Origin of the sequence: Siccirubricoccus deserti (assembly GCF_014283215.1) — a bacterium.
Classification (GTDB): domain Bacteria; phylum Pseudomonadota; class Alphaproteobacteria; order Acetobacterales; family Acetobacteraceae; genus Siccirubricoccus; species Siccirubricoccus deserti.
The window spans coordinates 81,408-106,069 of record NZ_JACOMF010000009.1; the positions used below are offsets into that span (position 1 = coordinate 81,408).

Genomic DNA, 24,662 nt, shown 5'->3' on the forward strand with positions numbered 1-24,662 from the left:
TCCCGCTTCCCCGGGTGGTCGCCCCCGATCAGCGCCTCACAGGCCTTCCGCGGCGACGCCGCGGAAGGACGCCAGGCAGCGCTAGTCCGCGATCGTTGCTCCCAGGACGCGGCGCGAATGGCCGCCGCTCACTCCTCCTCCAGCGCCCGCCCGGCCCGCGCCCGACGCAGCAGCCACAGCCCGATGCCGATCGAGGCGGCGAACAGCACCGCCGACAGGCCAAGCTGCCACGCCCCATCCACCCGCACCCCCTTGCCGAGCAGAGCAAAGACCAGCGTCTGCGGCAGGTAGCCGAGCGCCGAGCCGGCCAGGAAGGGCAGCGGCGCGATGCCCGCCAGCCCGGCCAGCAGGTTCAGCGCCAGGTTGTTGCCGATCGGCAGCAGCCGCAGCGCGACGGTGGCGCCGAACGGATTCTCCGCCAGCACGTCCCGCACCGGCCGCAGCCGCCGGCCGAAGCGCCCGTCCAGCCGGCGCTCCGCCCAGGCCCGACCGACCAGCCGCGCCCAGCCGAGCGACAGCGCGGCCCCCAGCACCGTCGCCGCCAGCGTCAGCCCGCTGCCGGCCAACGCCCCGAAGGCATAGCCGCCGAGGAAGGCGACGCCCTGCCGCGGCACCCCTACCGCCGTGGCCGCGGCGCCCACGGCCAGGAACACTGCCTCCCCGGCCAGGCCCTGGCCGCGGACATGGCGGTCGACCCATTCGGTGCCCGGCACCGCGCCGATTACTCGCAGCAGCAGCCCGGCCAGCACCAGCCCGCCGGCCAGCAACAGCAGCTTGCCGACCGACCGCCAGCGCACCCCGCCAGAAGCGGACCCCAGGGCAGGCCCGCCGCCGCTCATCCTTCCGGCTCCACCTCCGGCCGGCGCCAGCGGCGCTGCAGCCAGACCATGCCGACCAGGTCGAACAGGCTGACCAGCAGCCGGTCGAGCGTGCCGTAGTTGGATTGCCCGCGGAGCCGCGGCCGGTGGTTCACCGGCTCGCTCACCACCCGCCCGCCCTGGCGCAGCACCAGCGCCGGCAGGAAGCGGTGCATGTGGTCGAAATGCGGCAGTTCGAGGAACAGGGCGCGGGGGAACACCTTTAGGCCGCAGCCGGTATCCGGCGTCGCATCGCCCAGCAGCCGCGCCCGCACCCGGTTGGCCACCCGGCTGCTGCGCCGCTTGACCCAGCTGTCACGCCGCGTCACCCGATGACCTGCGACCAGGATGGCGCCGCCCTCGGCCTGGGCGCGGGCCAGCAGCTTCGGGATGTCGGCCGGGTCGTTCTGGCCGTCGCCGTCCAGCGTGGCGATCCAGCGGCCGCGCGCCGCCTTCACCCCGGTGACCACCGCCGCCGACTGGCCGCAGCTGGCGCGGTGCCGGAGGTGGCGCAGCGGCGCCGCCGCGGCCGCCTTCCGCAACGCCATCGGCGTGTCGTCGGAGGAGCCGTCGTCGACATAGACGATCTCATGCGGGACGCCGGGAAGCGCCGCCTCGATCTCGGCCACCAGCGGGGCGATGTTCGGCGCCTCGTTGCGGACCGGCACGACGACGGAGAGGAGAGGCGCGGCGGGCGCGTCCGGCGGCGTGGACGCCCCGGCAGCCGGCACCGCTTGTGGGATGTGGGGCATCGCGGCGCCGCGGTAGCAGCCCGGCGGCAATGCGGCAAGCGCGGGAGGAAATCCGCGCGGCTGCGGTATATACCCTTCCATGCCCTTTGATGATCCCCGCCCCGCCCCGCCGCGGGCCACCCCCGCCGCGCCGCGCGCCACCAGGGACGCTCGCGCCATCGCCTTCTGGCTGCTCGGCGTCGCCGGCATGGTGTGGATCATGGTGGCGATCGGCGGCGCCACCCGCCTCACCGGCTCGGGGCTGTCCATCATGGAATGGGCGCCGCTCTCGGGCACGCTGCCGCCGCTGACCGAGCGGGAATGGAACCGACTCTACGATCTGTACCGCAGCATCCCGCAATACGAGCTGGTGAATCGCGGCTTCGGGCTGGAAGGATTCAAGCAGATCTTCTGGCTGGAGTGGATCCACCGCTTCTGGGGCCGGCTGATCGGCCTCGCCTATGCGCTGCCGCTGGCCTGGTTCTGGCTGCGCGGCCGCATCCCGGCAGGCCTCAAGCCGCGGCTGCTGCTGCTGCTCGGGCTCGGTGGCCTGCAAGGGGCGGTCGGCTGGTTCATGGTCGCCTCGGGGTTCGAGGCGGACCGCACCGCCGTCTCGCCCTATCGGCTGGTGGTGCATCTGGGCCTGGCACTCGGGCTCTATGCCGCGCTGCTGTGGACCGCGCTCGGCTTGCTGCGGCCGGTGCCGGCGGCGCTGCCGGAGCCTGCCCACGGCTCGGTGCGGCGGCAGGTCAAGGCGGCGGCCTGGCTGGTGGTGGCGACCTTGCTGGCGGGCGGCTTCGTCGCCGGTCTGCGCGCCGGGCTCGACTACAACACCTTCCCGCTGATGGACGGCCGGCTGGTGCCGGAGGGGTACTGGCGCCTGAGCCCGATCTGGCTGAACCTCACCGCCAATATCGCCGCGGTGCAATTCAACCATCGGCTGCTGGCGACCCTGGCCGGGCTGGCGGCGCTCGGGGCCTCCTTCGCCGCCTGGCGCCGCCTGCCCGCCGGGCCGGCACGCGCCGCCTGCATCGGGCTCGGCCTTTCCGTTTGCTTGCAATACGGACTTGGGGTGGCCACGCTGCTGCTGGTGGTGCCGGTCTGGCTGGGAACCTTGCACCAGGCGACGGCGGTGCTGGTGCTCACCGCGGCCCTGGCGGCGCTGCATGCGCTGCGCCCTGCTGCCGGAACCCGCACGGATCGCGAGCCGCGCGGAACGGGAGGATGAGATGACCGAGGCCATCGACCTGACCTCCGATCCCGTGACCGCCGCCCCGGGCCCCGTGCAGCTGATGCTGGACCACATGCGCCACGGCATCGCGCTGTACGATGCCAGGCAACGACTGGTGGCCTCCAACGCCCTTGCCCGGCGGCTGGCGGCCTCGCCGCCAGCCACGCCCGACACCCCGGGGGTGGCTGAGCGCGGCCCGGCGGTGGCACGGAACGAGCCGCGGCTGCGCATCGTCACCCAGCCCGACGGCACGGTGATCGAGCGGATGACTGAACCGACGCCGGATGGCGGCTATGTCGTCACCTTCAGCGACGTCACCGCCCGCGCCCAGGCCGAGGCGGCGGCGCGGGCCCAGGCGGCGCTGCTGCAGGCGACGCTCGACAACCTGCGCAATGGCGTCATGCTGTTCGGCCCCGATCACCGCCTGCGCCTGTCCAATGCGCTGGCCGCCGACCTCGCCGGCTTCTCGCCTGGGGTGCTGCAGCCCGGTGTCGCCGCCGCGACCTTGACCGAAGACCTGTGGCGCAACGGCGAGCTGGGACCCGAGCCGGAGGCATGCGAGCGGGCGCGGGACCGGCTGGCCGCCGACCGCACCATGCCGGCCCGCTTCGTGCGGACCAAACCCGATGGCCGGATGGTGGAAGTGCGCTCCGAGCCCATGCCGGATGGCGGCTTCCTCGTCACCCATACCGATGTGACGCCGCTCGCCCGGGCCGAGGCCGAGGCGCGGCAGCGCGCGACCATGCTGCAGGCGATGCAGGACAGCATCCGCCACGGGTTGGTGCTCTACGGCCCCGACCGTCGGCTGATCACCGCCAATCGGCTGGCCGCCCCCCTCTCGAACCTGCTGCCCGAGGAGCTGGTGCCGGGCACGAGCCTGGACACGCTGATCGAGCGGCAGTTGGAGCGCGGCAACTTCGGCACCGGCCCCGAGGCGGCGGCGGAGGCCGGCCACATCCGCGCCCTCGACCGGACGGTCCCGCACCGCTATCAGCGCGAGCTGCCGGATGGCCGGATCATCGAGATCAGCTCCGACCCGACGCCGGATGGCGGCTTCGTCATCAGCTATGTCGACATTACCGCCCAGGCGCGGGCGGAAGCCGCGGCACAGGCGCGCGCGTCGCTGCTGCAGACCATGCAGGACAACATGCGCCAGGGCATCGCGCTGTTCGATGCCGAGCGCCGGCTGATCACCGCCAACCGCCTGGCCGCCGAACTGGCCGGCGTGCCGCCGGAGGTGCTGGTACCCGGCACGACGCATGCCAGCATGGTCCAGCGCCAGCTCGCCGCCGGCGTCTTCGGCCGGGGCCCGGCCGCCGAAGCGGAAGCGGCGCGGGTCCTCATGCGCGACCGCCGCCAGCGCCTGCAGAGCCAGCGTGAGATGCCGGATGGCAAGGTGGTCGACAGCGCCTCGAACCCGATGCCGGATGGCGGCTTCGTCGTCACCTGGGTCGATGTAACCGCGCTGGTCTACGCCGAGCGGGCGGCCGAGCAGCGCGCCGCCACCCTGCAGGCGATGATCGAGAACATGCGCCATGGCGTCGCCCTGTTCGGCCCTGATCGCCGGCTGCAGGCGGCCAACCGGCTGGCGGCCGAACTCGGCCACTTCCCCCCCGGCACGCTGGCACCGGGACGGAGCTTTGACGCGCTGGTTGCGGTGCAGCGCGCCGTCGGCCTGACCGGCAGCGCCGAGCTCGACATCGATCTCGCCTCGCGCGGGATCGCTCAGGACCGCAGCCAACCGGTGCGCTACACTAGGCCCGGCCGCGGCGGGCGGGTCATCGAGGTCAGCTCGAACCCGATGCCGGACGGCGGCTTCGTCATCAGCCTGACCGACATCACCGCCCTTGCCCGCGCCGAGGCCGAGGCGAAGCGCCGGGCCGAGGTGCAGGCGGTGATGCTCGACACCATCCGGCACGGCATCACCTTCTTCGGCCCCGACCACCGGGTGATCGCCACCAACCGGCTCAGCCACGCCATCAGCGGCCGGCGGCCCGAGCATGCGCTGCCCGGCATGACCCTTGAGGAGGTGATCCGCGCCCAGCAGGCCGCCGGCGCCCTCGGTCCGGAGCCGGAAGCCGAGACCTGGGTGCAGCGGACGCTGGCGGTCGACCGCAGCCGGCATCACCGCTACCAGCGCCGCACCCCGGACGGCAGGCTGATCGAACTGGTGTCGGACCCGACGCCGGACGGCGGCTTCGCCGTCACCTTCTCCGACATCACTGCCCTGGCTGACGCCGAGGCCGCCGCTGCCTCCCGCGCCGCGATGCTGGAGGCGGCGCTCGACAACATGCGGCATGGTATCCAGCTGTTCGGGCCGGACCGGCGGCTGCTGGCGCACAACGATCTGTCGGTGACCTATTGCGGCCTGCAGCAGGGCGACATCTTCGACGGCATCACTTTCGACGAGGCGGTCAGGAAGATGCACCGGCGCGGCGTCTTCGGCCCGGAGCCCGGCGCCAGCCGGGCGATGCGGGAGCGGATCGAGCGCGACCGCAGCCAGGCCTATCGGTCGCAGCGGCTGGCGCCGGATGGCACCATGATCGAGGTGTTCTCGGATCCGACGCCGGATGGCGGCTTCGTCATCACCCTGACCGACGTCACCGCCCTCGCCCGCGCCGAGGCGGTGGCGCAGGAGCAGGCGGCGACCCTGCGGGCGGCGATCGACAGCACCCGGCACAGCATTGCACTCTACGGCCCGGACCGACGGCTGCGCATCGCCAACCGGCTGTCCGGCCCGGCCCATGGCCTGCCGGCGCTGGAGGAGCGGGTCGGCGCCCGGCTCGATGATCTGATCGCCGAGCAGCTCGCCCAGGGCACCTTCGGCGAGGGGGCGGAGGCGGCGCGCACCGCGGCGGAGCTGATCGCCGTGGATCGGAGCAAGCCGCTGCACTTCCAGCGCCGGATGCCGAACGGCCAGGTGCTCGACATCGCCTCCGACCCGACGCCGGACGGCGGCTTCGTCGTCACCCATTCCGACGTGACCGAGCTGGTCGAGGCCAGGGCCGATGCCTCGGCCCGCGCCGGCATCCTGCAGGTGATGCTCGACAACATCCGCCATGGCATCACCTACTATGGCGCCGATCGCCGGGTGATCTCCTCAAACGCGCTGGCCGACACACTCGGCGGCCATCCGCCCGGGACAGTGGTGCCCGGCCGTCTGCTCGACGAGCTGATCGAGGCGCAGCTGGCAACCAATGCCGTCAGCGGCGACACCGCCGGCATCGCCGAGATGGCGCGCAGCCTCGACCGATCGCGCCCCGCCCGCTACGTGCGGCAGAATGCCGATGGCCGGACCGTGGAGGTGACCACGGACCCGACACCGGACGGCGGCTTCGTCGCCACCATGACCGACATCACCGCCCTTGCCGAGGCCGAGGTGGCGGCCAGGCAGCGCGCCAGCATGCTGCAGGCGATGCTCGACAACATCCGCCACGGCATTGCGCTGTTCGACGCGGAAGGCCGGGTGCTGGCGGCGAATCCGGTGTTCCGCAGCATGCTCGACCTGCCCGCGGAGGTGATCGAGCCGGGCCGGCCGATGGCGGATTTCGTCCAGCTGATGCTGGAGCGCGGCGAGTACGGCGAGGGCGAGGCCGGCCTTGCCGCCGCCCAGGCGATGCTCGGCCGCGACCGCACCCGGCCGCTGCGCACCACCCGCACCCGGCCGAACGGCATGACGGTGGAGACCGTCTCCGACCCGATTCCAGGCGCCGGCTGGGTGATCACCTACACCGACGTCACCGAGGACCGCCGGGTTCGCGCCGAGCTGGAGCGCGCCAAGAATGCCGCCGAGGCGGCGAACACCGCGAAATCCCGCTTCCTGGCGACCATGAGCCACGAGCTGCGGACTCCGCTGAACGCGGTGATCGGCTTCTCCGAGGCGTATCTCGCCACCCCCGACCCGGCCCGCGGCCTCGACTACATGCGCTCGATCCACGAGGCCGGGCGGCATCTGCTGTCGCTGATCGACGACATCCTGGACGTGACCCGGGCGGAGACCTCCGGCTTCGCCATCACCGCCGGCAGGGTGGATGTGCGGGCGCTGGCCGAAGGCGCGGTGCGGGTGATGCGGGCGACCGCGGCCACCGCCAGGGTGACGCTGCAAGCGGTGCTGCCGCCGGCGCTGCCCTGGGTCCGCGCGGATGAGCTGCGGATGCGGCAGGTGCTGTTGAACCTGCTCTCCAACGCCGTGAAATTCACCCCAGCCGAAGGCATGGTGACCCTGGCCGGAGAACAGGAGGCGGGCGGCGACCTGGTGCTGCGGGTCACCGACACCGGCATCGGCATGCGGCCGGAGGACATCCCCCGCGCCTTCGAGCCCTTCACCCAGCTCGATTCATCCCTGGCCAGGCGCTTTCCTGGCTCCGGCCTCGGCCTATATCTGTCGAAGGCGCTGGCCGAGGCGCAGGGGGCCGCGCTGAGCCTGGAAAGCGCCCCCGGCCACGGCACCACCGCCGTGCTGCGCATTCCACAGGCGCTGCTGCTGGTGCCTGTCGCCATCTGACATTTCCCTGGAGAGCCCCATGCCGCTCGACACCCCGCTTTCGGTCACCGACCGCCTGTTCTTCGCGGAGCTGGACCGCGCCGCCGCGGAGCGCCGGGTGCAGGCGGCGCTGGCCGGCGCCGAGGATGGCGAGTTGTTCCTCGAATACCGCGAGAGCGAGATGATCTCGCTGGACGACGGCCGCATCCGCAGCGCCTCCTTCGACGCGACGCGCGGTTTCGGGCTGCGCGCCGTGGCTGGCGAGGCGGCCGGCTATGCCCATTCCGGCGAGCTTTCCGAGGCAGCGCTGGAGCGCGCTGCGGCAACGGTGCAGGCGGTACGCCAGGGCCATTCCGGCACCCTCGATATCGCCCCGCGGTCGACCAATGCTCGGCTATACGAGGATGCCAACCCGCTGGCGCTGCTGGATTTCGCCGCCAAGACCAAGCTGCTGGGCGAGATCGACGCCTTTGCCCGCGGCCGCGACCCGCGGGTGAAGCAGGTGATGGCCTCGCTGGCTGGCGAATGGCAGGCGGTGCAGATCCTGCGGCCGGATGGCACCAGGGTGGCCGACATCCGGCCGCTGGTGCGGCTGAACGTCGCGGTGGTGGTGGAGCAGGACGGGCGGCGGGAGACCGGCAGCCACGGCATGGGCGGCCGGTTCGACTACGGCCGCATCCTTGGCGAGCAAAGCTGGCAGGCGGCGGTGGATGAGGCGCTGCGCCAGGCGCTGGTCAACCTCGACAGCGTGCCGGCCCCGGCCGGGGAGATGGAGGTGGTGCTCGGCCCCGGCTGGCCCGGCATCCTGCTTCATGAGGCGATCGGCCATGGGCTGGAGGGCGATTTCAACCGCAAGAAGACCAGCGCCTTCGCCGGCCTGCTCGGCCAGCGCATCGCCGCACCGGGGGTCACGGTGGTGGATGACGGCACCATGCCGGACCGCCGCGGCAGCCTGACGGTGGATGACGAAGGCACCCCGACCAACCGCACCGTGCTGATCGAGGATGGCGTGCTGGTCGGTTTCCTGCAGGACCGGCAGAACGCCCGGCTGATGGGCGTGGCCCCCACCGGCAACGGCCGGCGCCAGAGCCATGCGCATATCCCGATGCCGCGGATGACCAATACGGTGATGCTGGGCGGGGCGCATGCGCCGGAGGAGATCCTGCGCAGCGTGAAGCGTGGACTCTATGCGGTGAATTTCGGCGGCGGGCAGGTGGACATCACTTCGGGCAAGTTCGTCTTCTCCGCCTCGGAAGCCTATCTGATCGAGGACGGCAGGATCGGCGCGCCGGTGAAGGGCGCGACCCTGATCGGCAACGGGCCGGACAGCCTGACCAAGGTGACGATGGTCGGCAACGACATGGCGCTCGATCCCGGCATCGGCACCTGCGGCAAGCAGGGCCAGGGGGTGCCGGTGGGCGTCGGGCAGCCGACCCTGAAGATGGCGGGGCTGACGGTGGGCGGGACAGCGGTGTGATCCGCCGGGCGCGAGCGGAGGAGGCGGCGCGGCTGGCCGCTCTCGTCGAGGCCGCCTACGCCCCCTGGGTACCCATCATCGGCCGCCGCCCAGGGCCGATGGATGACGACTACGCCGCCCGCATCGCCGCCGGCGAGGCATGGGTGCTAGAGGATGGCGGCGCGATCCACGGGCTGGTGGTGATCGAGACCCATGCCAGCCACCTGATGCTGGACAATATCGCCGTGGACCCTGCCCGCAAGGGCATGGGTGATGGCCGGGCGTTGCTGGATTTCGTCGAGGCGGAGGCGCGGCGGCGTGGGCTGGCGGAGGTGCGGCTCTACACTCATGCGCTGATGGCGGCGAACATTGCGCTTTACGCCAAGCGTGGCTACGCCGAGACGGAGCGGCGGGAGGAGAAGGGGTTCAGCCGGGTGTTCATGGCGAAGCGGGTGGGGTGAGGCGACGCCTCACTGCAAAAATGGAACAGCCTGCTCGATATCCCACAGCAAACGGATAGGATCTCCAGGCAAAGGCAGGCCCACACCATCTACCTTCATCACGCTGGTTCCGTGCAATTGCCTATTCAGTTCTATTTCCATCCTGCTTGCCGGGTATCTCGGCTGCATGAAAAAACGATGCTGCAGACATGTCACACCTCGGCGTGCAACAGCGCCCGGCCCGCATCGCCGCCCCAGGCACGCTCGTACAGGTGCAGCAGCCGGTCCGCCTGGGTCAGCCCGCTGGCGACGATTTCATCCAGCGGCGCCAGATAGACTTCCTCGCCCAGGCCCCGCGCCTTCAGCCCGTCGCGGGCAATGGCCAGCACATCCCGCGCCACGTCTTGCACGCTGCGGCCGCGGATCCTCGCCTGCAACGCATCCCGCGGCACCGCCGAACGCAGCGTGCGCATCTCCTCCACCGTCCAATCGCGCACCAGCGCCGCCGCGGCCTTCTGCGCCGCATCGTCGTAGAGCAGCCCGACCCAAAGCGCCGGCTGGGCGGTGATCATCGCCGCGCTGCCGACATCCGAGCCGCGCATCTCGAGGAAGCGCTTCAGCCGCACATCGGTGAAGGCGGTGGTCACATGGTCGGCGAAATCGCCCATCGTCGCCCGCTCGCCGGGCAGCACGTCCAGCCTGCCGTCGAGGAAGGCGCGGAAGCTCTTCCCCGCCGCATCCAGCCACTTGCCGTCGCGCATGACGAAATACATCGGCACGTCGAGCAGCCACTCGGCGAAGCGCTCGAAGCCGAAGCCCGGCTCGAACACCACCGCGGGGATACCGGTGCGGGCATTGTCGGTGTCGGTCCAGACCTGGGCCCGCATGCTGCGGAAGCCGTTCGGCCGGCCCTCGGTGAAGGGCGAATTGGCGAACAGCGCCGTCGCCACCGGCTGCAGCGCCAGCGAGATGCGCAGCTTCTCGACCATGTCGGCCTCGTCGCCGTAGTCGAGGTTGGCCTGCACCGTGCAGGTGCGGGTCATCATGTCGAGGCCGAGGCTACCCACCGTCGGCATGTAGCGCCGCATGATGGCGTAGCGGCCCTTCGGCATCCACGGCATCTGGTCCCGGCTGTGCAGCGGGTGGAAGCCGAGCGAGGCGAAGCCGACGCCCATCGGCCCGGTGATCTCATGCACCTCCCGCAAGTGCTCGCCCAGTTCGCGCCAGGTGGCGTGCAGGTCGGGCAGGATGGCGCCCGAAAGCTCGAACTGTCCGGCCGGCTCCAGGCTGATGGAGGCGCCGCCGCGCTTCAGCCCAATTGGATTGCCGCTGTCGAGGATCGGCGCCCAGCCCCTGGCCTGCAGCCCTTCCAGCAGCGCCCGGATGCCGCCCGTGCCGGTATAGGGCGGGGTGGCGAAGCCATCCCGGAAGAAGCCGAATTTCTCGTGCTCCGTGCCGACGCCCCAGGCCCCGCGCGGCTTGCTGCCGGCGGCGAACCATTCGGCAAGCTGCCGTGCGTCGGTGATCGGCGTCAGGTCGGCTTCGCCGGGATTCGACATCCTGCCCTTCCGTATGTCGGGGGCGCGGGCGGGGCGCCCGGCACACGATCAACTCTCGTTCCAGTCGCCCGCCAGCGCCTGCAGGATGGCAAGCCCGGCCACGGCCGCCGTCTCCGCCCGCAGGATGCGGGGCCCGAGGGCAACCGGCGAAACAAAGGCGCGCCGGCGCAGATCGTCAAGCTCCACCCGCTCGAACCCGCCTTCCGGCCCGACCAGCCAGGCCCGCGACAGGACCAAATCCGGCGGCAGGCCGGCCACCACGCGGGCGATCGGCGGCGCCGCTGCCCGCTCCGCCCCGACCAGCAATGGCGCGCCGTCCCAGCCGTCCAGCACGGCATGCAGCGGCAGGGCCGGGGCGATTCGTGGCAGGTCCAGGCGTTCGGACTGCTCGGCCGCCTCGCGGGCGATCAGTCCGAGCCGGGCGAGATTCACCCGGTCGGTCACGCTGCGCCGGGTCAGCACCGGCTGGATGCTGCCGACGCCAAGCTCGGTCGCCTTCTCCACCACCCATTCCATCGCCTCCCGCTTCAACGCCGCGACCAGCAGCCTGACGTCGCGCGGCGTGGTCTGCGGCCGGGTCTGCCGTTCCGGCATCAGGCTGCCGCGGTCCTTGCGCAGGCTGGCGATGCGGGCCGCCCATTCGCCATCGGCGCCGTTGAACGCCAGCACCGCATCGCCCGGGGCGCGGCGCATGACGCTGCCGAGGTAATGCGCCTGGCCGGGGGGCAGGGAAACCTCCCGCCCCTCCGCCAGGGGCTGGTCGAGGTAGAGGCGCGGGGTGGACATGCCGCCTTTTCGCTGGAACAGAGGCCCCAGGCAAGGCCCGGTACACATGCAAGGCTACACGGACATAGAGACGCGCGGCTGGGTCGGCCGGTTGCCGGCCAGCTGGCACCCCTACGCGCTGCTGGCGCGGCTGGACCGGCCGATCGGCTCCTGGCTGCTGTTCCTGCCGGGGCTCTGGGCCTTCGCCCTCACCGCCCCCTCCTGGGCGGAAGGGCTGCGGTTGACCTTGCTGTTCGGCATCGGCGCGGTCGCGATGCGGGGCGCCGGCTGCGTGGTGAACGACCTCTGGGATCGCGACATCGACCTAAGGGTGGAACGGACCCGTGGCCGGCCGCTGGCCGCCGGCACGGTCTCGCCGAAGCAGGCGCTGGGATTCCTGGCGGGGCTCTGCCTGATCGGCCTGCTGGTGCTGGTGCAGCTGAACCGCGCGGCGATCCTGCTCGGGCTGTGTGCCCTGCTGCCGATCCTGCTCTACCCGCTGGCCAAGCGGGTGACGAATTGGCCGCAGGCGATGCTGGGGCTGACCTTCTCCTGGGCGGCGCCGGAAGGGATTGCCGCCACCACCGGCCAGGTGGGCGCGCTGGCCCTGGTGCTCTGGGCCGCCGGCTTCCTCTGGATCCTCGGCTACGACACGATCTACGCCCATCAGGACCGCGAGGATGACGCGAAGGTCGGCATCGGCAGCACCGCACTGCGCTTCGGCGAGGACACCCGGCCTTTCCTCGCCGCCTGCTACGCCGGGATGCTGGCGCTGCTGGCGCTGGCCGGCGGGCTGGCCGGGCTGGAATGGCCCTATCTGCCGGCGCTGCTGCTGCCGGCGGTGCTGCTGGCGCGGCAGGTGGTGACGCTCGACATCCATGATCCGGCGGGGTGCCTCAGGCTGTTCAAATCCAACCGGGAGGTTGGGCTGGCGGTGGCGCTGGCCTTCCTGATCGGCCGGCTGTGAGCGGCAGCACCGGGGCCGGCGACGCCGAGGCGTTCCTCCGCGCCCATACCGCGCTTGCCCACCCGCCCCTGGTACCGGAGATCGCGCTCCACCTCGCCACCGAGATCACCCCGATCTGGCAGGCCACCGAGGCCTGGCTGGCGCAGGAGGGAATCGAGCCGCCCTTCTGGGCCTTCGCCTGGCCTGGCAGCGTCGCCACCGCCCGGCTGCTGCTGGACGAGCCCGAACGGGTGCGCGGCCGGCGGGTACTCGACTTCGCCGCCGGCTGCGGCCTGGCCGGTATCGCCGCCGCCCTGGCCGGGGCGGCGCGGGTGGAGGCGGCGGAGATCGATCCGCTGGCCATTGCCGCCACAAGGCTCAACGCCGCGCTGAACGGCGTGGCGGTGGAGACGCTGGCGGGCGATGTGGTCGGCCAGCCCTGCCGCTGGGACACGGTGCTGGCCGGCGACGTCTGCTACGAGGCGCCGATGACCCGCCATATCCTGCCCTGGCTGCGCGCCCTGGCGGCGGCGGGGGCGGAGGTGCTGCTGGCCGATCCCGGCCGCGCCTACCTGCCGCCGGACGGGCTGGTGCCGCTGTTGCGGATGGTCGTGCCGGTGACGCGGGAGCTGGAGGATCGCGACACGCGGGAGGTCACGCTCTACCGCCTGCTGCCCTGAGAACACCGTGCCGCGGTGCCCCCTGGAACCCCTGGAACCATTGTGGTCGAGGGGGCGGGCCGGTCAGGCCGTTCTTTTCGCGATGGAAGCGGATGCACGGATCAAGCCCGTGCATGACAGGCGGGGCGAGGCATGGTGCGTGGGACGGGGGCAATGCCACCCCACGGCGATCCGCCCTACCGCGTCGCCTGTTCCAGGAAGCGGATCAGCGCCTCCAGCTCCGCCGGATTGCCGAGCGTCTGCACCGGCATGCGGGTGCCCGGGGTCACCACATCCGGGCCGCGGGTGAAGAAGTCCGCCACCGTCTCCGGCGTCCAGATGATGTCGCCGCGCGCCAGCCGTTCCGAATAGGCGTAGCCGGGGACGCTGCCCATGCGGCGGCCGAACAGCCCGTGCAGATGCGGCCCGGCCATTGGGATGTCGCCGGGTTCCAGCGCATGGCAGGCGACACAGGGGCGGAAGGCCGGGGCGCTTCCGGCCACCGCCGCCGGCGCCGCCTCGGGCGGGCCGAGCGGCGCGCCGGTCGCCGCCGACCAGCGCCGCACCCTGCGGTCCTGCCCGCCGGTCCAGAGGCTCTGCCCATCCGCGGCGAAGCTCACCGACCAGACCGGCAGGCCGGGCCCGTCCAGCGTCGCCCGCAGTCGCCCTTCCGGCAGGTTCCAGAGGCTGACGGCGCCACCGAGCGAGGCGGCGGCCAGCAGCCGCCCATCCGGCGCCACCGCCAGCGCCACCACCGGGCGGCTGCCGGCTGCCAGTTCCCGCAACGTGCCATCGGCGGCCAGCAGCCGCACCGCGCCATCCGCCCCGGCGGCGGCGAGCGCCCCGCCGGGCAGCGCCGCCAGGGTATTCTGCGGCAGGCCGAGCTCGGCCAGGAGCCGGCCCTCGCCGTTGGGGGACCACTGCCGCAAGGTGCCGTCATAGCCGGCGCTGACCAGGGCGCCGGCGACCCAGGCCAGCCCGTTCACCGGGCCGCGGTGCCCCTCCATCACCCGCGCCGTGCCGTCCCGCGCCCAGAGCCGCACCATGCCGTCCCAGCCGGCCGAGGCGAGCCGCCCGTCCGGCGCCACCGCCAGCGCGGCGACCGGGGCGGTGTGGCCTTCCAGTACCTTCGCCGGCTGCTCCGCACCGCCGGGCGACCAGAGCGCGATGCGGCCATCCTCCCCGGCGCTGGCCAGCCCGCCATCCGGCATTGCGGTCAGGGCGTTCACCGCCCCGGCGTGCCAGCGCATCACCCGCCGCGCCCGGCCCTGCTCCGCATCCCAGAGGATGATCGCCTGGTCGAAGCCGGCCGAGGCCAGCGCATCGGGCAACACCGCCAGCGCCCGCACCGGCCCGCCATGCCCGGCCAGCTCCTGTGCCGCTGCCGGCGCAGCGAAGAGGAGAAGGAGCAGCAGCGCCGCGGCGCTGGCCCTAGACCGTGATCCCGCCATCCACATGCAGGCATTGCCCGGTGATGTAGCCCCCCGCCGGCGAGGCCAGGAAGGCGATCGCCGCCGCCACCTCGTCCGGCGTGCCGAGCCGGCGCAGCGGGATGCGGGCGATGCGCTCGTCGAAGGCGCGGGGGTCGAGCGCCGCATGGGCGCCAGGGTCCTTGCGGGTGAAGCCGGGGACCACGGCGTTCACCGTGATGCCCGGCGCCCATTCGATGGCCAGCGCCTTCACCAGCGCCTCCAGCGCCGCCTTGGCCGCGGCCGAGGCCGGGAAGACCGGGTGCTCCAGCCGGAACACATGGGCGACGAAGGAGGAAACGGCGACCAGCCGCGGCGCCCGCCCGCGCGCGAGATGCGGCTGCGCGGCGCGGGCCAGGCGCAGCAGGGCGAAGGTGATGGCGTCGTGGCTGGCGGCGAAGCCGGCATCGGTCAGCGCCGCCACCGGCGTGCGGTCGGCGAAGCCGGCGTTGGAGACCAGCACGTCCAGGCCGCCGAGCGCCTCCGTGGCCTGGCCCACCAGCCGTGCGGGGGCCTCCGGCTCGGCCAGGTCGGCCAGCAGCACCTGCGCCTCTCCGCCCCGGGCGCGGACCTCGGCGGCGACGCGCTCCGCGCCCTCGCGGTTCTTCCTGGTGTGAACCGCGATGGCGGCGCCGGGCGCGGCCAGGGCGCGGCAGGCGGCGGCGCCGATGCCGCTGGCCGCGCCGGTGATGAGGTAATGCCGCTCGGCCATGCCCCGGAATCCTACTGTGCTCTGGCCGGATCATGCGGCGGCGCGGGGGCGGCGGGAAGGCCGACGCTTCGGCGTGGCTTTGCCCGGCGGCGCCGTGCCAGCATCGCGGCGCGGACCCATCCGCCAAGCCGAACGACCAAGGGAGAACGCCATGCAAGCCTTGTCGCGCCGCGGCCTCTTCGGGGGGCTGGGCTGCCTCGCCTGTGGCGGGGCGCATCTCGGGCTCACCGCCACCCCCGTCCAGGCGCAGGGCTGGATGCCGCCGGATACCGCCCAGCGCTGCCCCAGCCGCTGGGGGCCGAACGACCGCCGTGGCGCCATGAACCTGATGACGCCGGACCGCGCCAAGCGTGCCGCCGGGCTGATCCGCACCGGCGAGATCGTCGAGCTCGGCCAGACCCTGTCGCAGCAGATGCCGTTCTTCGGCACCCGCCGCTTCGACCAGCACCTGAAGCGCAGCTTCATGAATCCCGAGGCCAACCGCCGCGGCTCCAACGAGGAAATCGTCCTCACCGAGATCGGCCAGGTCGGCACCCAACTCGACATGTTCCCGCACCAGACGATCGGCGAGGAGACCTACAACTGCGTCAAGGTCGCCGACATCGCCTCGCGCAGCGGCTTCACCGAAATGGGCGTCGATACCGTCGGCACCATCTTCACCCGCGGCGTATTGCTGGACATCGCCGCGCTGAAGGGCGTGCCGGTGCTGGGCGACAGCTATGAAATCACCGTCGCCGACATCGAGCAGGCGCAGCAGCGGCAGAACATCCGCATCGAGGAGGGCGACGCCGTCATCTTCCACACCGGCTGGGGCACGCTCTGGGCACTCGACAACGCCCGCTACGTGCGGTCCTGCCCGGGCATCGGCGTGGCGGCGGCGCAATACGTCATCGAGCGCAACCCGATCCTGATGGGCAGCGACAACTGGCCGGTGGAGGTCGCGCCCAACCCCGACCGCAACGTCAGCCTGCCGGTGCATCAGATCGCCCTGGTGGTGAACGGCGTGCACCTGCTGGAGAACATGAAGCTCGACGAGCTGGCACAGCGCCGGCCGAGCGAATTCGCGCTGATGGTCCAGCCGCTGAAGATCAAGGGTGGCACCGGCAGCACGGTGGCACCCTCCGCCCTGTTCTGAGCGGTGGCGGGGGGCTGTTCCGCAAGCGCTTCCGCCCCTACCCTCCCCCGCCAATACGGGGGAGGGCGTGCGCATGCTGACGGTGCTGGAGCCGGAAGGGCTCTATTCGGATACGGCGATCGAGCAGGCGATCCTCGGCCCCGGCGTCCGCATCCTGCAGGGCAACGCCAAATCGAGCCTGGCCGAGCTGCCGGACGAAATGCTCGCCGAGGTCGATGGGTTGATGACCCTGCGCATGGCGGTGCCGGCCGAACAGCTCGCCCGCTTCCCGAAGCTGAAGGCCGTGGTGCGGATGGGCGTCGGCTACGACCGGGTGGATCGCGCCGCCTGCGCCGCGCGCGGCATCCTCGTCGCCAACCTGCCGGATTACGGGACGCAGGAAGTGGCGGAGTTCGCCGTGCTGCTGGCGGTGGCGCTGCGCCGTGGCCTGACCCTCTACCACGACAGCCAGCGCGGCCCGGCGCCGGCGCCCTGGGCGGTGATGCCCTCCGCCATCGTGCGGCGGCAGGAGGTGCAGACCTTCGGCATCCTGGGCCTCGGCCGCATCGGCTCGGCGGCGGCGCTGCGGGCCAAGGCCTTCGGCTACAAGGTGGTGTTCTTCGACCCGTACCAGCCGAATGGCTGGGACCGCGCCCTGGGCATTTCCCGCGCCCGCACGCTGGAGGCGCTGCTGGAGCAATCCGACGTGCTCTCCATCCATTGTCCGCTGACCCGGACAACGCGCGGGCTGGTGGATGAGGCGGCGCTGCGGCGCCTGCCCAAGGGTGCGGTGGTGGTGAACACCGCGCGCGGCCCGATCCTCGACATCGAGGCGCTGGAGCGCTGCCTGCGCGACGGCCATCTCGCAGGGGCCGGGCTGGACGTGATCCCGGTGGAGCCACCGGTGGAGCCGATCCCCTCCTTGCTCCGCGCCTATCGCGCGCAGGAGGAATGGACGCGCGGCCGGCTGATCATCACCCCGCACATCGCCTTCCACTCGCCGGAGGCCTGGCAGGACATCCGGGTCAAGGGGGTGGAGACGATGCGGGACGTGCTGGTGGAGGGCAAGCGCACCAACGTCATCCCGCCGGAGAGCGATTGAGGGCGGTTGCGGCGTTCGGCCATCCTCCGCCCCCGGTGGGGGGCGGCGCCCTCCATCGTCGCCAACCGTCGACGAGGTCCGGGCCGTCCACCGCGCGAATCAGATGCCGCTGTCGGCCCAGGGAGCCGGAGAATGCCCGTCCTGCTCCTTCTCCGCCGCCTCCTCGCCGAAGGTCGCGGCATCGACCAGCATCGTGCCCATGACGACCTCCGGCGGGTCCGGGACGAGGTCAGCCATGTTGGCAACCACCCACTCGCGGGCACGCTCGTTGGCCGCCAGCGCTGTGGATCGGCTTGTCACGATACTGACCGAGACCGGGCGGCCGTCCTCGCCGACGAAGGCGTAGTAGGCACGAAATCCTGGCAGGTCCCGTAGCACCGGCACCAGCCCTTCGCCGACCCGCCGGGCGACCTCCTCCGCCTTCGCGCCCGCCGCATACCGCCGGATGACGACGTACATGGCCGTCCTCCCGATCCATCCCATGTCTCGCCCGGAGAGGCTGCGCCTTCGTGCATGGAATGGTCAACGGAACCCGCTGATGTGCTGCGCCTCCGGGCGATGCCGCCCTGCGGCGATCTGCTCCGGCAAGCGGCGGAAAGGGAGCGAACCAGTTGATCAGGGATGGCCGGGTCAAGCCCGGCCTTGACGGAGGGGGACGTTCCCGCCCCCCTGCCAGCGCTTTCCGTAGCCTGCCGGTCACGCGATGGAGGCAATGATCTGCCGGTATGCCGTCTCCGGAAATGCCTTCAGCGTTCTGGTCCGCACTGAGCCGAGCCGGTTGAGCATCAGTATGAACCGTGCGGCCACCGCATCGTCGGGCGTCTCATACACAAGCACCAGGTCGTGCTCGCCCATGGTCATCCAGAAGGCGATGAAGCGGCCACCCATCTCCTCAAGGTGCCGCTTGGCTTCATCGAGCCGTTGCGGCGACTCAGCAATCGCCTGCGCGCCCTGATCCGTCCAATCACCCAGCGCAATGTAGGTCGGCATGTCTCAATGTCCTCCCGATGCGGATGGTCAATGCGGATGGCCTGCCTGGACCACGGTGGCGAAAGCACCTCACCCGCCGAGGCGAATCAGAGCGGATCGCGGTGGGGCGCGAATGCCCTGGAGCGTGACGCCGCCCTACAAACGCTAGGCTACAGCGGATTGGCGTTCAGGCATGAACGCAATCCGCAGCACAGCGGTGCCGCATCATGAGTGCCGGCACCTGGGCATTGGCCGCCTCACTCGCAGACCGGGATCCGCTTCCACCCATGCGCGACACAATCGGGGCCGGCCGGGCGTATTCGCAGCCGGCCCGGAGAGGCGGAGCAGCGGATGGGCATGGCGGGTTCCTGCGGATCGCCGGCCCTCATACCGCCACCACCGCCACCGCCACCGCGTCACGCGAAGCCTGGGACAGCCGCCACCAGCGCCGCAGCATCAGTGCCGCCACCACCCCAAGCCCCGCCGCCAGCCCGACCCAGATGCCAAGCGGCCCGAAGCCGGCCCAGAGCGCCAGCCCTACTCCGACCGGCATGCCCAGCCCCCAATAGCCGAGCGCGGCCAGCAGCATCGGCACCCTGGTGTCCTTCAGCCCGCGCAGCGCCCCGGCGGCCACCGCCTGGACGCCATCGGCCAGCTGGAAGACGCCGGCGACGGTCAGCAGCACCGCCCCCAGCGCCGCCGCGGCAGCCGCATCCGGGTCGGCCGGGTCGAGGAAGCCCCAGGCAATCCGCTCCGCCCCCAGCACCAGCGCGACCGCGGTCGCCGCCATGAAGCCGGCGCCGAGGCCAATGGACACCCAACCCGCCCGCGCCGCCCCGGCGCCATCTCCGGCACCGGCCAGGATGCCGACCCTGGCCGTGGCCGCCTGGCCGATGCCCATCGGCACCATGAAGGTGCTGGCCGCCACCTGCAGCGCGATGGCATGCGCCGCCACCGCCACCGCGCCGAACCAGCCCATGGCGACGGCGGCGGCAGTGAAGACGCCGATCTCCAGCAGCATCGATCCGCTGATCGGCAGGCCGATCCGCCACACCTCGGCGATGCGCGCCGCATCCCAGCGCCAGAACCGCCCGAGCAGCCGGAACCGGCCGAGCCGCCGGTCCCGCGCCACCAGCGCCAGCAGGCCGAGCAGCATGAGGAGATCGGCGCAGACACTGGCCAGACCGGCCCCCGGCATGCCCATGCCGGCCCAACCGAACGCGCCGAACACCAGCAGCCAGCACAGCACCGCATTCAGCACCACCGCCGCGCCGGTGATCCACAAGGCCGGCCCCGGCCGCTCCATGGCGGCGAGGAAGCCGCGCAGCACGATGAAGCCGGCGAAGGGGACCAGCCCCCACATCATCGCCCGCAGGTAGCTGCCGGCCAATGCCGCCAGCGCCGGCTCCTGCCCCAGCGCCAGCAGCAGCGCCTCGCCATGCCACAGCACGAGGAGGCTCGGCACCAGCAGGATCAGCGAGGCGAGCAACGAAGCCCGCGCCCCCCGCCGCATCTCCCGCACCCAGCCACGGCCGGCGCCGCCGCGCAGTTGCCCATGCCCACGCGCCTGAGCCAGGATCGGCCCGGCTGCCAGCGCGGTGCCGAGCGAGGGCGCCATCAGCATCCAGTAGAGGTTGGCGCCAAGGGTGGCCGCCGCCAGCGCCTCGGTCGAGTGCCAGCCGAGGATCACCGCATTGGTCAGTGCCAGCAGATGCTGGCTGAGGTTGGTCAGCGCCAGCGGCCAGGCGAGCGCCAGCACCGCCCGCGCCTCCGGCCAGCGATCACGGCGCGCTGCACCGCGCCGGGCGAGGCCTGCGTTTCCCATCATCGGCAGCGGTGTAGCCCAGCGGCGGCGCGAGGGGAGGATGGAACCGCGCGGCTTCCGCGCTAGGTTGCCGCAAAACCACAGTCTGGAGTGACGCCATGCAACGCCGTGCGGTCCTCGCCGCCCCGCCGCTTCTCGCCGCCACCACGCTGCTGCCGGCCTCGGCCGGGGCGCAGGCGGCGCCGATCGCCACCGAGGAGCACATGGTGCCGTCCGGCGATGCCGGCATCGAGCTCTTCGTCCGCAACAAGCGGCAGGAGGGGGTGGCGGCACGGCCGGACCGCACCGTGCTGTTCGTGCATGGCGCGACCTATCCGGCGCATACCGCCTTCGACCTGCCGCTCGGCGGGCTGTCCTGGATGGACTACATCGCCGGCCGCGGCTTCGATGTCTGGTGCATGGATCTGCGCGGCTACGGCCGCAGCACCCGGCCGCCGGAGATGGCGCAGCCGCCGGAGGCCAATCCGCCGCTGGTGCGCGGCGAGACGGCGGTGGCCGACATCGCCAGCGTCGCCGCCTTCATCCGCCAGCGCCGCTCCCTGCCGAAGATCGTGCACATGGGCTGGTCCTGGGGCACCAGCCTGATGGCCCGCTTCGCCGCCGAGAATCCGAACCTCGTCGAGCGGCTCGTCCTCTACGCCCCGGAATGGCTGCGCGATGGGCCAAGCCTCGCCGCCGCCAGCACCGGCGCCACGCTCGGCGCCTACCGCCTGGTGACCCAGGCGCAGGCGCGGGAGCGCTGGCTGACCGGCGTGCCGGAGGCGAAGCGGGCGACGCTGATCCCGCCGGGCTGGTTCGAGCATTGGGCCGGCGTCACCTGGGCAACCGATCCGGAGGGCCAGCGCCGCAACCCGCCGGCGCTGCGGGCGCCGAACGGCGCGATGCTGGACGGGCGGGAATACTGGCAGGCCGGCAAGCCCTTCTACGACCCGGCGAAGATCACCGCGCCGGCCCTGCTGGTGGTCGGCGAATGGGACCGCGACACCCCGCCGGCGCTGGCCAACGCGCTGTTCCCGTTGCTGACGGCGAGCCCCGGCAAGCGGCTGGTGGTGCTGGGCGAGGGCACCCACACCATCCTGATGGAGCGCAACCGCGGCGCGCTGTTCCAGGCGGTGCAGGTCTTCCTGGAGGAAGCGATCGGGTAGCGGGTTCCTGCAGCGCCCGATCCCGGGCGTGAGCACCTCAAACCCGTCATGGCCGGGTCTGACCTGGCCATCCGCCCCTGTTTCCGACCAGAAACCAGATCCGCGGGTCAAGCCCGCGGATGATGGGAGGGGGACGCCCCTCGCTGCAGTACCAACCCCGTCGGGCGCTGGCGCATTCCGCTGTCATCCGCGGGCTTGACCGGCCCCCACCACCGGGCATCCTCCCCGCAACGACAAGACGAGGAGGAACGCCCATGCGCCGGCGCACGCTGCTGCACGCCCTGCCGACATTGCTTGCCGCCCCGGCGCTGGCCCAGCCCGCCTGGGCGCCGGATCGCCCGGTGCGGATCATCGTCGCCTTCCCGCCGGGTGGCTCCACCGATGTCGTCTCCCGGCTGATCGCCACGCCGCTGGCCGAGGCGCTGGGCCAGCCCGTGGTGGTGGAGAACCGCGGCGGCGCCTCCGGCATGATCGGCACGGAGGTCGCCGCCCGCGCCGCGCCCGATGGCCACACCCTGCTGATGACCGCCAGCGGGCCGCAAGCGATCAACCCCAGCCTGTTTCCCTCGGTGCCCTACGACCCGGTGCGCGGCTTCGCGCCGATCCTGCTGGTGGCGGTCTATCCGCTGCTGATGGTCACGCCGATAGACCGCGGGCCGCGCTCGGTGGCCGAGTTCGTCCGCCATGCCAAGGCCAGCGGCGGGCGGCTGAACTACTGCTCGATCGGCAGCGGCCAGCCCTCCCATCTGGCGGGGGAGCTGTTCAAATCCATGGCCGGCATCGAGATGACGCATATCCCCTATCGCGGCAGCGGCCCGGCCGTGATCGCCGCGGTGGCCGGCGAATGCGACGTGCTGTTCGACAGCGCGCTCTCCTCCGGCCCGCAGGTGCGCGGCGGCCGGCTGCGGGCACTGGCGGTGACCACCAGCAAGCGCCTGCCCTCCTGGCCCGACCTGCCCACGGTCGCCGAGGCCGGGCTGCCCGGCTACGATGCCTATACCTGGAACGCGCTGGTGGCGCCGGCCGGCACGCCGCCGGCGGCGGTGGCCCGGCTCAACGCCGAGGTCGGCCGCATCCTGGCGGCGCCGGCGCTGCGGACGCAGCTGGAGGCGCAGGGCGCGGTGCCGGGCGGCGGCAGCGCGGCCGAGATGGCGCGCTTCCTCGACAGCGAGATCAGCAAATGGGCGGAGGTGATCCGCGCCGGCGGGATCAAGCCTGACTGAGCGGAGGGTCGGGGAAGCGGCGCACCCGCATTAACCCGGTTCCACCCATGGCCATGCCAAAACCGCAATCGGCGCGCGAAACTGTTGCGCGCTTAGACAGAGGACTCACGCATGGCTTCCGCCCACCGCTTCCCGCCCCTTCTCGCCGCCGTCGGCCTGGCCTTCGCCGGCGCGGCGCAGGCGCAGGCGCAGTCCAACGACCCGTCCTTCCGCCTGACCAACAACAGCAGCTTGGCCCTCAACGAGATCTACGTCTCCTCCTCGGACGTGAATTCCTGGGGACCGGACCGGCTGGGCGACCGCACGCTGGGCTCGGGTGAAGCCTATGTCATCCGCCTGCCCCTCGGGCAGTGCATCAACGACATCCGCGTGGTCTACACCAATGGCCAGGCGAATGAACGGCGCCAGGTCAATACCTGCAACCTGACGGACATCGTCTTTCCCTGACCGCGCAAACCGGCCGGCGACGAGCGGGCGGCTGATCCGGCACGACCGGCCGCCCCAGGATCACCGGGCGACGTAGCCGCCGTCGACGCACCAGAGCTGGCCGGTGACGAAGCTGGCCCGCGCCGAGGCGAGGAACAGGATCACCTCGGCACTCTCCTCCGGCCGGCCGTAGCGGCCCATCGGAATGCCGCCGACCATCTCCGCGAAGATCGCCGGGTTGGCGCGGCTGACGGCGGTCATCGGCGTCTCGGTCGGGCCTGGGCCCACGGCGTTCAGCCGCACCCCGAGCGGCGCGTATTCCAGCGCGAGCGACCGGATCAGCCCGTTGATCCCGGATTTACTGGCGGCATAGGCGGCGCCGGCGCGGAAGCCGACGATGCCGAGCTGGCTGGAGACCACCACCGCCGCCGGCGCATTGGGCGAGTCCCGCAGCGCCGGCAGGGTCTGCCGCAGCACCCGGAAGCAGCCGGTCAGGTTGATTTCGATGAGCCGGTCCCAATCCGCGTCGGTCATTGCCTCGGCCGGGCTGCGCAGCATGACGCCGGCGCAGTAGACCACCGCATCGACGCCGCCGAGCCGGGCGATCAGCTCGCCCAGCACCGGCGCCACCTGGTCGCGCGCCCTGAGGTCGAGCGGCAGGGCGTGGATGTCGGGGAACTCCGCCCGGGTCGCCGTCGCCTCCGCCTCGTCGAGCACGGTGACGGCGAGGCTGGCGCCGCGGCTGGCGGCCAGCCGCGCCGTCGCCTGGCCGATGCCGGAGCCGGCGCCAATCACCAGGATGCGCCGCCCGGCGAGTTCGCCGGCCATGGTGGTTCCGCTCATATGCTTGCCTCTTTCCCTGATTGCTGACAGAGCAGCCCCCGGAGGACTGCCTAGTGTCACACGAAACCCTGCAGGCGGTGCCACGCCAGCGCGGCCGGCCGCGGCTGGAAGGCGCCGAGGACCAGGCGCTGGATGCCGTCGTCGAATTGCTCGAGCGCGCGCCACTGCGCGACATCACCATGGAACGCATCGCCGAGCGCGCCGGGGTGAGCAAGATTACCCTCTATCGCCGCTGGCCGTCCCGCCTGGCGCTGTTCGTCGACACGCTGCTGCGGCGCATGGCCGAGACCCAGCCGCTGGACGAGGAGGCACCGCCGCTCGCCGCCATCGCCACCCATCTGGTGCACATGGCCCGGCAGATGAACGGGCAGAGCGGGGCGCTGGCCCGCGCGGTGATCGGCGAATGCCTGGCCGATCCCGAGATGACGCATGTGCTGCGCGACCGCTATCTCGGCCACCGCCGCGCGACCGCCATCCGCATCATCGGCCGCGGGTTGCAAGACGGCAGCTTCCGCGCCGGTGGCGACGCCGAGGCGCGGCACGACATGCTCTACGGCGCCATCTGGTACCGAATCCTGTTCGGCACCGGCCGGTTCAACGATGCCGAAGCGCTCGCGTTGATGGAGAGCGTGCTGCAGCCGGCGCCGGGCTGGCGCCAGGGCTGGCAGCCGCCGGCCCAGGATGCGCCGGGCCGGCACTGAGCGCCG

23 protein-coding genes are annotated in these 24,662 nt (G+C 72.2%); 12 read left to right on the top strand and 11 right to left on the bottom strand.

The window, feature by feature from the left end:
* Nucleotides 1–128: 128 nt before the first annotated feature.
* The gene (locus H7965_RS10225) at nucleotides 129–839 is read right to left on the bottom strand and encodes a TVP38/TMEM64 family protein (protein ID WP_186770473.1); all 711 of its coding nucleotides are present in this window, start codon (nucleotides 837–839) and stop codon (nucleotides 129–131) included.
* Complete coding sequence (locus H7965_RS10230; protein ID WP_186770474.1) at nucleotides 836–1,609, bottom strand: glycosyltransferase family 2 protein; 774 nt, start codon at nucleotides 1,607–1,609, stop codon at nucleotides 836–838. The genes H7965_RS10225 and H7965_RS10230 overlap by 4 nt, the downstream gene beginning before the upstream one ends.
* A 79-nt stretch (nucleotides 1,610–1,688) precedes the next feature.
* Here H7965_RS10230 and H7965_RS10235 point away from each other — a divergent pair, with 79 nt between their 5' ends.
* Genes H7965_RS10235 through H7965_RS10250 form a run of 4 tightly spaced genes read left to right on the top strand, consistent with a single transcriptional unit; the run spans nucleotide 1,689 to nucleotide 9,219 of the window.
* Nucleotides 1,689–2,816, top strand: coding sequence for a COX15/CtaA family protein (locus tag H7965_RS10235; protein WP_186770475.1), 1,128 nt, complete (start codon nucleotides 1,689–1,691; stop codon nucleotides 2,814–2,816).
* Between the two features lies 1 nt (nucleotide 2,817).
* Nucleotides 2,818–7,323, top strand: a complete 4,506-nt coding sequence (locus tag H7965_RS10240) for a PAS-domain containing protein (protein WP_186770476.1) — start codon at nucleotides 2,818–2,820, stop codon at nucleotides 7,321–7,323.
* 19 nt (nucleotides 7,324–7,342) lie between these two features.
* A complete protein-coding gene (gene tldD, locus H7965_RS10245) occupies nucleotides 7,343–8,779 on the top strand; it encodes a metalloprotease TldD (RefSeq protein ID WP_186770477.1) in 1,437 nt (478 codons plus the stop codon).
* Entirely contained in the window at nucleotides 8,776–9,219 is a 444-nt protein-coding gene (locus H7965_RS10250) for a GNAT family N-acetyltransferase (protein WP_186770478.1), read from the top strand. Before tldD ends, H7965_RS10250 begins: the two co-directional genes overlap by 4 nt.
* Nucleotides 9,220–9,228: 9 nt before the next feature.
* Here H7965_RS10250 and H7965_RS30830 read toward each other — a convergent pair whose 3' ends face one another.
* Genes H7965_RS30830 through H7965_RS10260 form a run of 3 tightly spaced genes read right to left on the bottom strand, consistent with a single transcriptional unit; the run spans nucleotide 9,229 to nucleotide 11,543 of the window.
* The gene (locus tag H7965_RS30830; RefSeq protein WP_261394143.1) at nucleotides 9,229–9,360 is read right to left on the bottom strand and encodes a hypothetical protein; all 132 of its coding nucleotides are present in this window, start codon (nucleotides 9,358–9,360) and stop codon (nucleotides 9,229–9,231) included.
* A 50-nt stretch (nucleotides 9,361–9,410) separates the two neighbouring features.
* Nucleotides 9,411–10,757, bottom strand: a complete 1,347-nt coding sequence (locus H7965_RS10255; protein ID WP_186770479.1) for a glutamate--cysteine ligase — start codon at nucleotides 10,755–10,757, stop codon at nucleotides 9,411–9,413.
* Nucleotides 10,758–10,805: 48 nt separating this feature from the next.
* Nucleotides 10,806–11,543 (bottom strand): 16S rRNA (uracil(1498)-N(3))-methyltransferase, encoded by a 738-nt coding sequence (locus H7965_RS10260; protein WP_186770480.1) that lies wholly within the window; start codon nucleotides 11,541–11,543, stop codon nucleotides 10,806–10,808.
* Nucleotides 11,544–11,589: 46 nt separating this feature from the next.
* Between H7965_RS10260 and ubiA the strand changes: the two genes are divergently transcribed.
* Nucleotides 11,590–12,489: a 4-hydroxybenzoate octaprenyltransferase gene (gene ubiA, locus H7965_RS10265; RefSeq protein WP_186770481.1), complete on the top strand. Its 900-nt coding sequence runs from the start codon at nucleotides 11,590–11,592 to the stop codon at nucleotides 12,487–12,489.
* Nucleotides 12,486–13,148: a class I SAM-dependent methyltransferase gene (locus tag H7965_RS10270; RefSeq protein ID WP_186770482.1), complete on the top strand. Its 663-nt coding sequence runs from the start codon at nucleotides 12,486–12,488 to the stop codon at nucleotides 13,146–13,148. The genes ubiA and H7965_RS10270 overlap by 4 nt, the downstream gene beginning before the upstream one ends.
* Before the next feature lie 176 nt (nucleotides 13,149–13,324).
* Here the strand turns inward: H7965_RS10270 and H7965_RS10275 are convergent, their stop codons facing one another.
* Nucleotides 13,325–14,578 carry a hypothetical protein gene (locus H7965_RS10275; protein ID WP_186770483.1) on the bottom strand — a complete coding sequence of 418 codons (1,254 nt, stop codon included), beginning with the start codon at nucleotides 14,576–14,578 and terminating at the stop codon, nucleotides 13,325–13,327.
* Nucleotides 14,559–15,308, bottom strand: a complete 750-nt coding sequence (locus tag H7965_RS10280) for an SDR family NAD(P)-dependent oxidoreductase (protein WP_186770484.1) — start codon at nucleotides 15,306–15,308, stop codon at nucleotides 14,559–14,561. The genes H7965_RS10275 and H7965_RS10280 overlap by 20 nt, the downstream gene beginning before the upstream one ends.
* Nucleotides 15,309–15,459: 151 nt before the next feature.
* Between H7965_RS10280 and H7965_RS10285 the strand changes: the two genes are divergently transcribed.
* Both H7965_RS10285 and H7965_RS10290 read left to right on the top strand, forming a co-directional pair.
* Nucleotides 15,460–16,443, top strand: coding sequence for a cyclase family protein (locus H7965_RS10285; RefSeq protein WP_186770485.1), 984 nt, complete (start codon nucleotides 15,460–15,462; stop codon nucleotides 16,441–16,443).
* A gap of 73 nt (nucleotides 16,444–16,516) precedes the next feature.
* Nucleotides 16,517–17,524 carry a C-terminal binding protein gene (locus tag H7965_RS10290; RefSeq protein ID WP_186770486.1) on the top strand — a complete coding sequence of 336 codons (1,008 nt, stop codon included), beginning with the start codon at nucleotides 16,517–16,519 and terminating at the stop codon, nucleotides 17,522–17,524.
* A 99-nt stretch (nucleotides 17,525–17,623) separates the two neighbouring features.
* Here the strand turns inward: H7965_RS10290 and H7965_RS10295 are convergent, their stop codons facing one another.
* From H7965_RS10295 to H7965_RS10305, 3 genes are all read right to left on the bottom strand, one after another.
* Entirely contained in the window at nucleotides 17,624–17,983 is a 360-nt protein-coding gene (locus H7965_RS10295; protein WP_186770487.1) for a hypothetical protein, read from the bottom strand.
* Nucleotides 17,984–18,220: 237 nt separating this feature from the next.
* Nucleotides 18,221–18,514: a GYD domain-containing protein gene (locus H7965_RS10300; RefSeq protein ID WP_186770488.1), complete on the bottom strand. Its 294-nt coding sequence runs from the start codon at nucleotides 18,512–18,514 to the stop codon at nucleotides 18,221–18,223.
* Nucleotides 18,515–18,878: 364 nt separating this feature from the next.
* Nucleotides 18,879–20,321, bottom strand: coding sequence for an MATE family efflux transporter (locus H7965_RS10305; RefSeq protein ID WP_229682570.1), 1,443 nt, complete (start codon nucleotides 20,319–20,321; stop codon nucleotides 18,879–18,881).
* 95 nt (nucleotides 20,322–20,416) lie between these two features.
* Here H7965_RS10305 and H7965_RS10310 point away from each other — a divergent pair, with 95 nt between their 5' ends.
* The 3 genes from H7965_RS10310 to H7965_RS10320 all read left to right on the top strand — a co-directional run bounded on the left by H7965_RS10310 (nucleotide 20,417) and on the right by H7965_RS10320 (nucleotide 23,133).
* Entirely contained in the window at nucleotides 20,417–21,463 is a 1,047-nt protein-coding gene (locus H7965_RS10310; RefSeq protein ID WP_186770489.1) for an alpha/beta hydrolase, read from the top strand.
* Between the two features lie 254 nt (nucleotides 21,464–21,717).
* Complete coding sequence (locus H7965_RS10315; protein WP_186770490.1) at nucleotides 21,718–22,686, top strand: tripartite tricarboxylate transporter substrate binding protein; 969 nt, start codon at nucleotides 21,718–21,720, stop codon at nucleotides 22,684–22,686.
* A 111-nt stretch (nucleotides 22,687–22,797) separates the two neighbouring features.
* Entirely contained in the window at nucleotides 22,798–23,133 is a 336-nt protein-coding gene (locus H7965_RS10320; protein WP_186770491.1) for a hypothetical protein, read from the top strand.
* Nucleotides 23,134–23,193: 60 nt separating this feature from the next.
* Here the strand turns inward: H7965_RS10320 and H7965_RS10325 are convergent, their stop codons facing one another.
* The gene (locus tag H7965_RS10325; protein ID WP_186770492.1) at nucleotides 23,194–23,955 is read right to left on the bottom strand and encodes an SDR family NAD(P)-dependent oxidoreductase; all 762 of its coding nucleotides are present in this window, start codon (nucleotides 23,953–23,955) and stop codon (nucleotides 23,194–23,196) included.
* A 53-nt stretch (nucleotides 23,956–24,008) separates the two neighbouring features.
* On the opposite strand from H7965_RS10325, the gene H7965_RS10330 reads away from it, so the two are divergent.
* A complete protein-coding gene (locus H7965_RS10330; protein WP_186770493.1) occupies nucleotides 24,009–24,656 on the top strand; it encodes a TetR/AcrR family transcriptional regulator in 648 nt (215 codons plus the stop codon).
* Nucleotides 24,657–24,662 lie beyond the last annotated feature (6 nt).

What these genes read in the sequence shown, in the direction of transcription:
- H7965_RS10300 (WP_186770488.1), bottom strand. Translation starts at nt 18,514, where the DNA reads ATGCCGACCTACATTGCGCTGGGTGATTGGACGGATCAGGGCGCGCAG.
- H7965_RS10260 (WP_186770480.1), bottom strand. Translation starts at nt 11,543, where the DNA reads ATGTCCACCCCGCGCCTCTACCTCGACCAGCCCCTGGCGGAGGGGCGG.
- H7965_RS10255 (WP_186770479.1), bottom strand. Translation starts at nt 10,757, where the DNA reads ATGTCGAATCCCGGCGAAGCCGACCTGACGCCGATCACCGACGCACGG.
- H7965_RS10310 (WP_186770489.1), top strand. Translation starts at nt 20,417, where the DNA reads ATGCAACGCCGTGCGGTCCTCGCCGCCCCGCCGCTTCTCGCCGCCACC.
- ubiA (WP_186770481.1), top strand. Translation starts at nt 11,590, where the DNA reads ATGCAAGGCTACACGGACATAGAGACGCGCGGCTGGGTCGGCCGGTTG.
- H7965_RS30830 (WP_261394143.1), bottom strand. Translation starts at nt 9,360, where the DNA reads ATGGAAATAGAACTGAATAGGCAATTGCACGGAACCAGCGTGATGAAG.
- H7965_RS10275 (WP_186770483.1), bottom strand. Translation starts at nt 14,578, where the DNA reads ATGGCGGGATCACGGTCTAGGGCCAGCGCCGCGGCGCTGCTGCTCCTT.
- H7965_RS10295 (WP_186770487.1), bottom strand. Translation starts at nt 17,983, where the DNA reads ATGTACGTCGTCATCCGGCGGTATGCGGCGGGCGCGAAGGCGGAGGAG.
- tldD (WP_186770477.1), top strand. Translation starts at nt 7,343, where the DNA reads ATGCCGCTCGACACCCCGCTTTCGGTCACCGACCGCCTGTTCTTCGCG.
- H7965_RS10235 (WP_186770475.1), top strand. Translation starts at nt 1,689, where the DNA reads ATGCCCTTTGATGATCCCCGCCCCGCCCCGCCGCGGGCCACCCCCGCC.
- H7965_RS10240 (WP_186770476.1), top strand. Translation starts at nt 2,818, where the DNA reads ATGACCGAGGCCATCGACCTGACCTCCGATCCCGTGACCGCCGCCCCG.
- H7965_RS10225 (WP_186770473.1), bottom strand. Translation starts at nt 839, where the DNA reads ATGAGCGGCGGCGGGCCTGCCCTGGGGTCCGCTTCTGGCGGGGTGCGC.
- H7965_RS10315 (WP_186770490.1), top strand. Translation starts at nt 21,718, where the DNA reads ATGCGCCGGCGCACGCTGCTGCACGCCCTGCCGACATTGCTTGCCGCC.
- H7965_RS10320 (WP_186770491.1), top strand. Translation starts at nt 22,798, where the DNA reads ATGGCTTCCGCCCACCGCTTCCCGCCCCTTCTCGCCGCCGTCGGCCTG.
- H7965_RS10280 (WP_186770484.1), bottom strand. Translation starts at nt 15,308, where the DNA reads ATGGCCGAGCGGCATTACCTCATCACCGGCGCGGCCAGCGGCATCGGC.
- H7965_RS10230 (WP_186770474.1), bottom strand. Translation starts at nt 1,609, where the DNA reads ATGCCCCACATCCCACAAGCGGTGCCGGCTGCCGGGGCGTCCACGCCG.
- H7965_RS10290 (WP_186770486.1), top strand. Translation starts at nt 16,517, where the DNA reads ATGCTGACGGTGCTGGAGCCGGAAGGGCTCTATTCGGATACGGCGATC.
- H7965_RS10305 (WP_229682570.1), bottom strand. Translation starts at nt 20,321, where the DNA reads ATGATGGGAAACGCAGGCCTCGCCCGGCGCGGTGCAGCGCGCCGTGAT.
- H7965_RS10285 (WP_186770485.1), top strand. Translation starts at nt 15,460, where the DNA reads ATGCAAGCCTTGTCGCGCCGCGGCCTCTTCGGGGGGCTGGGCTGCCTC.
- H7965_RS10325 (WP_186770492.1), bottom strand. Translation starts at nt 23,955, where the DNA reads ATGAGCGGAACCACCATGGCCGGCGAACTCGCCGGGCGGCGCATCCTG.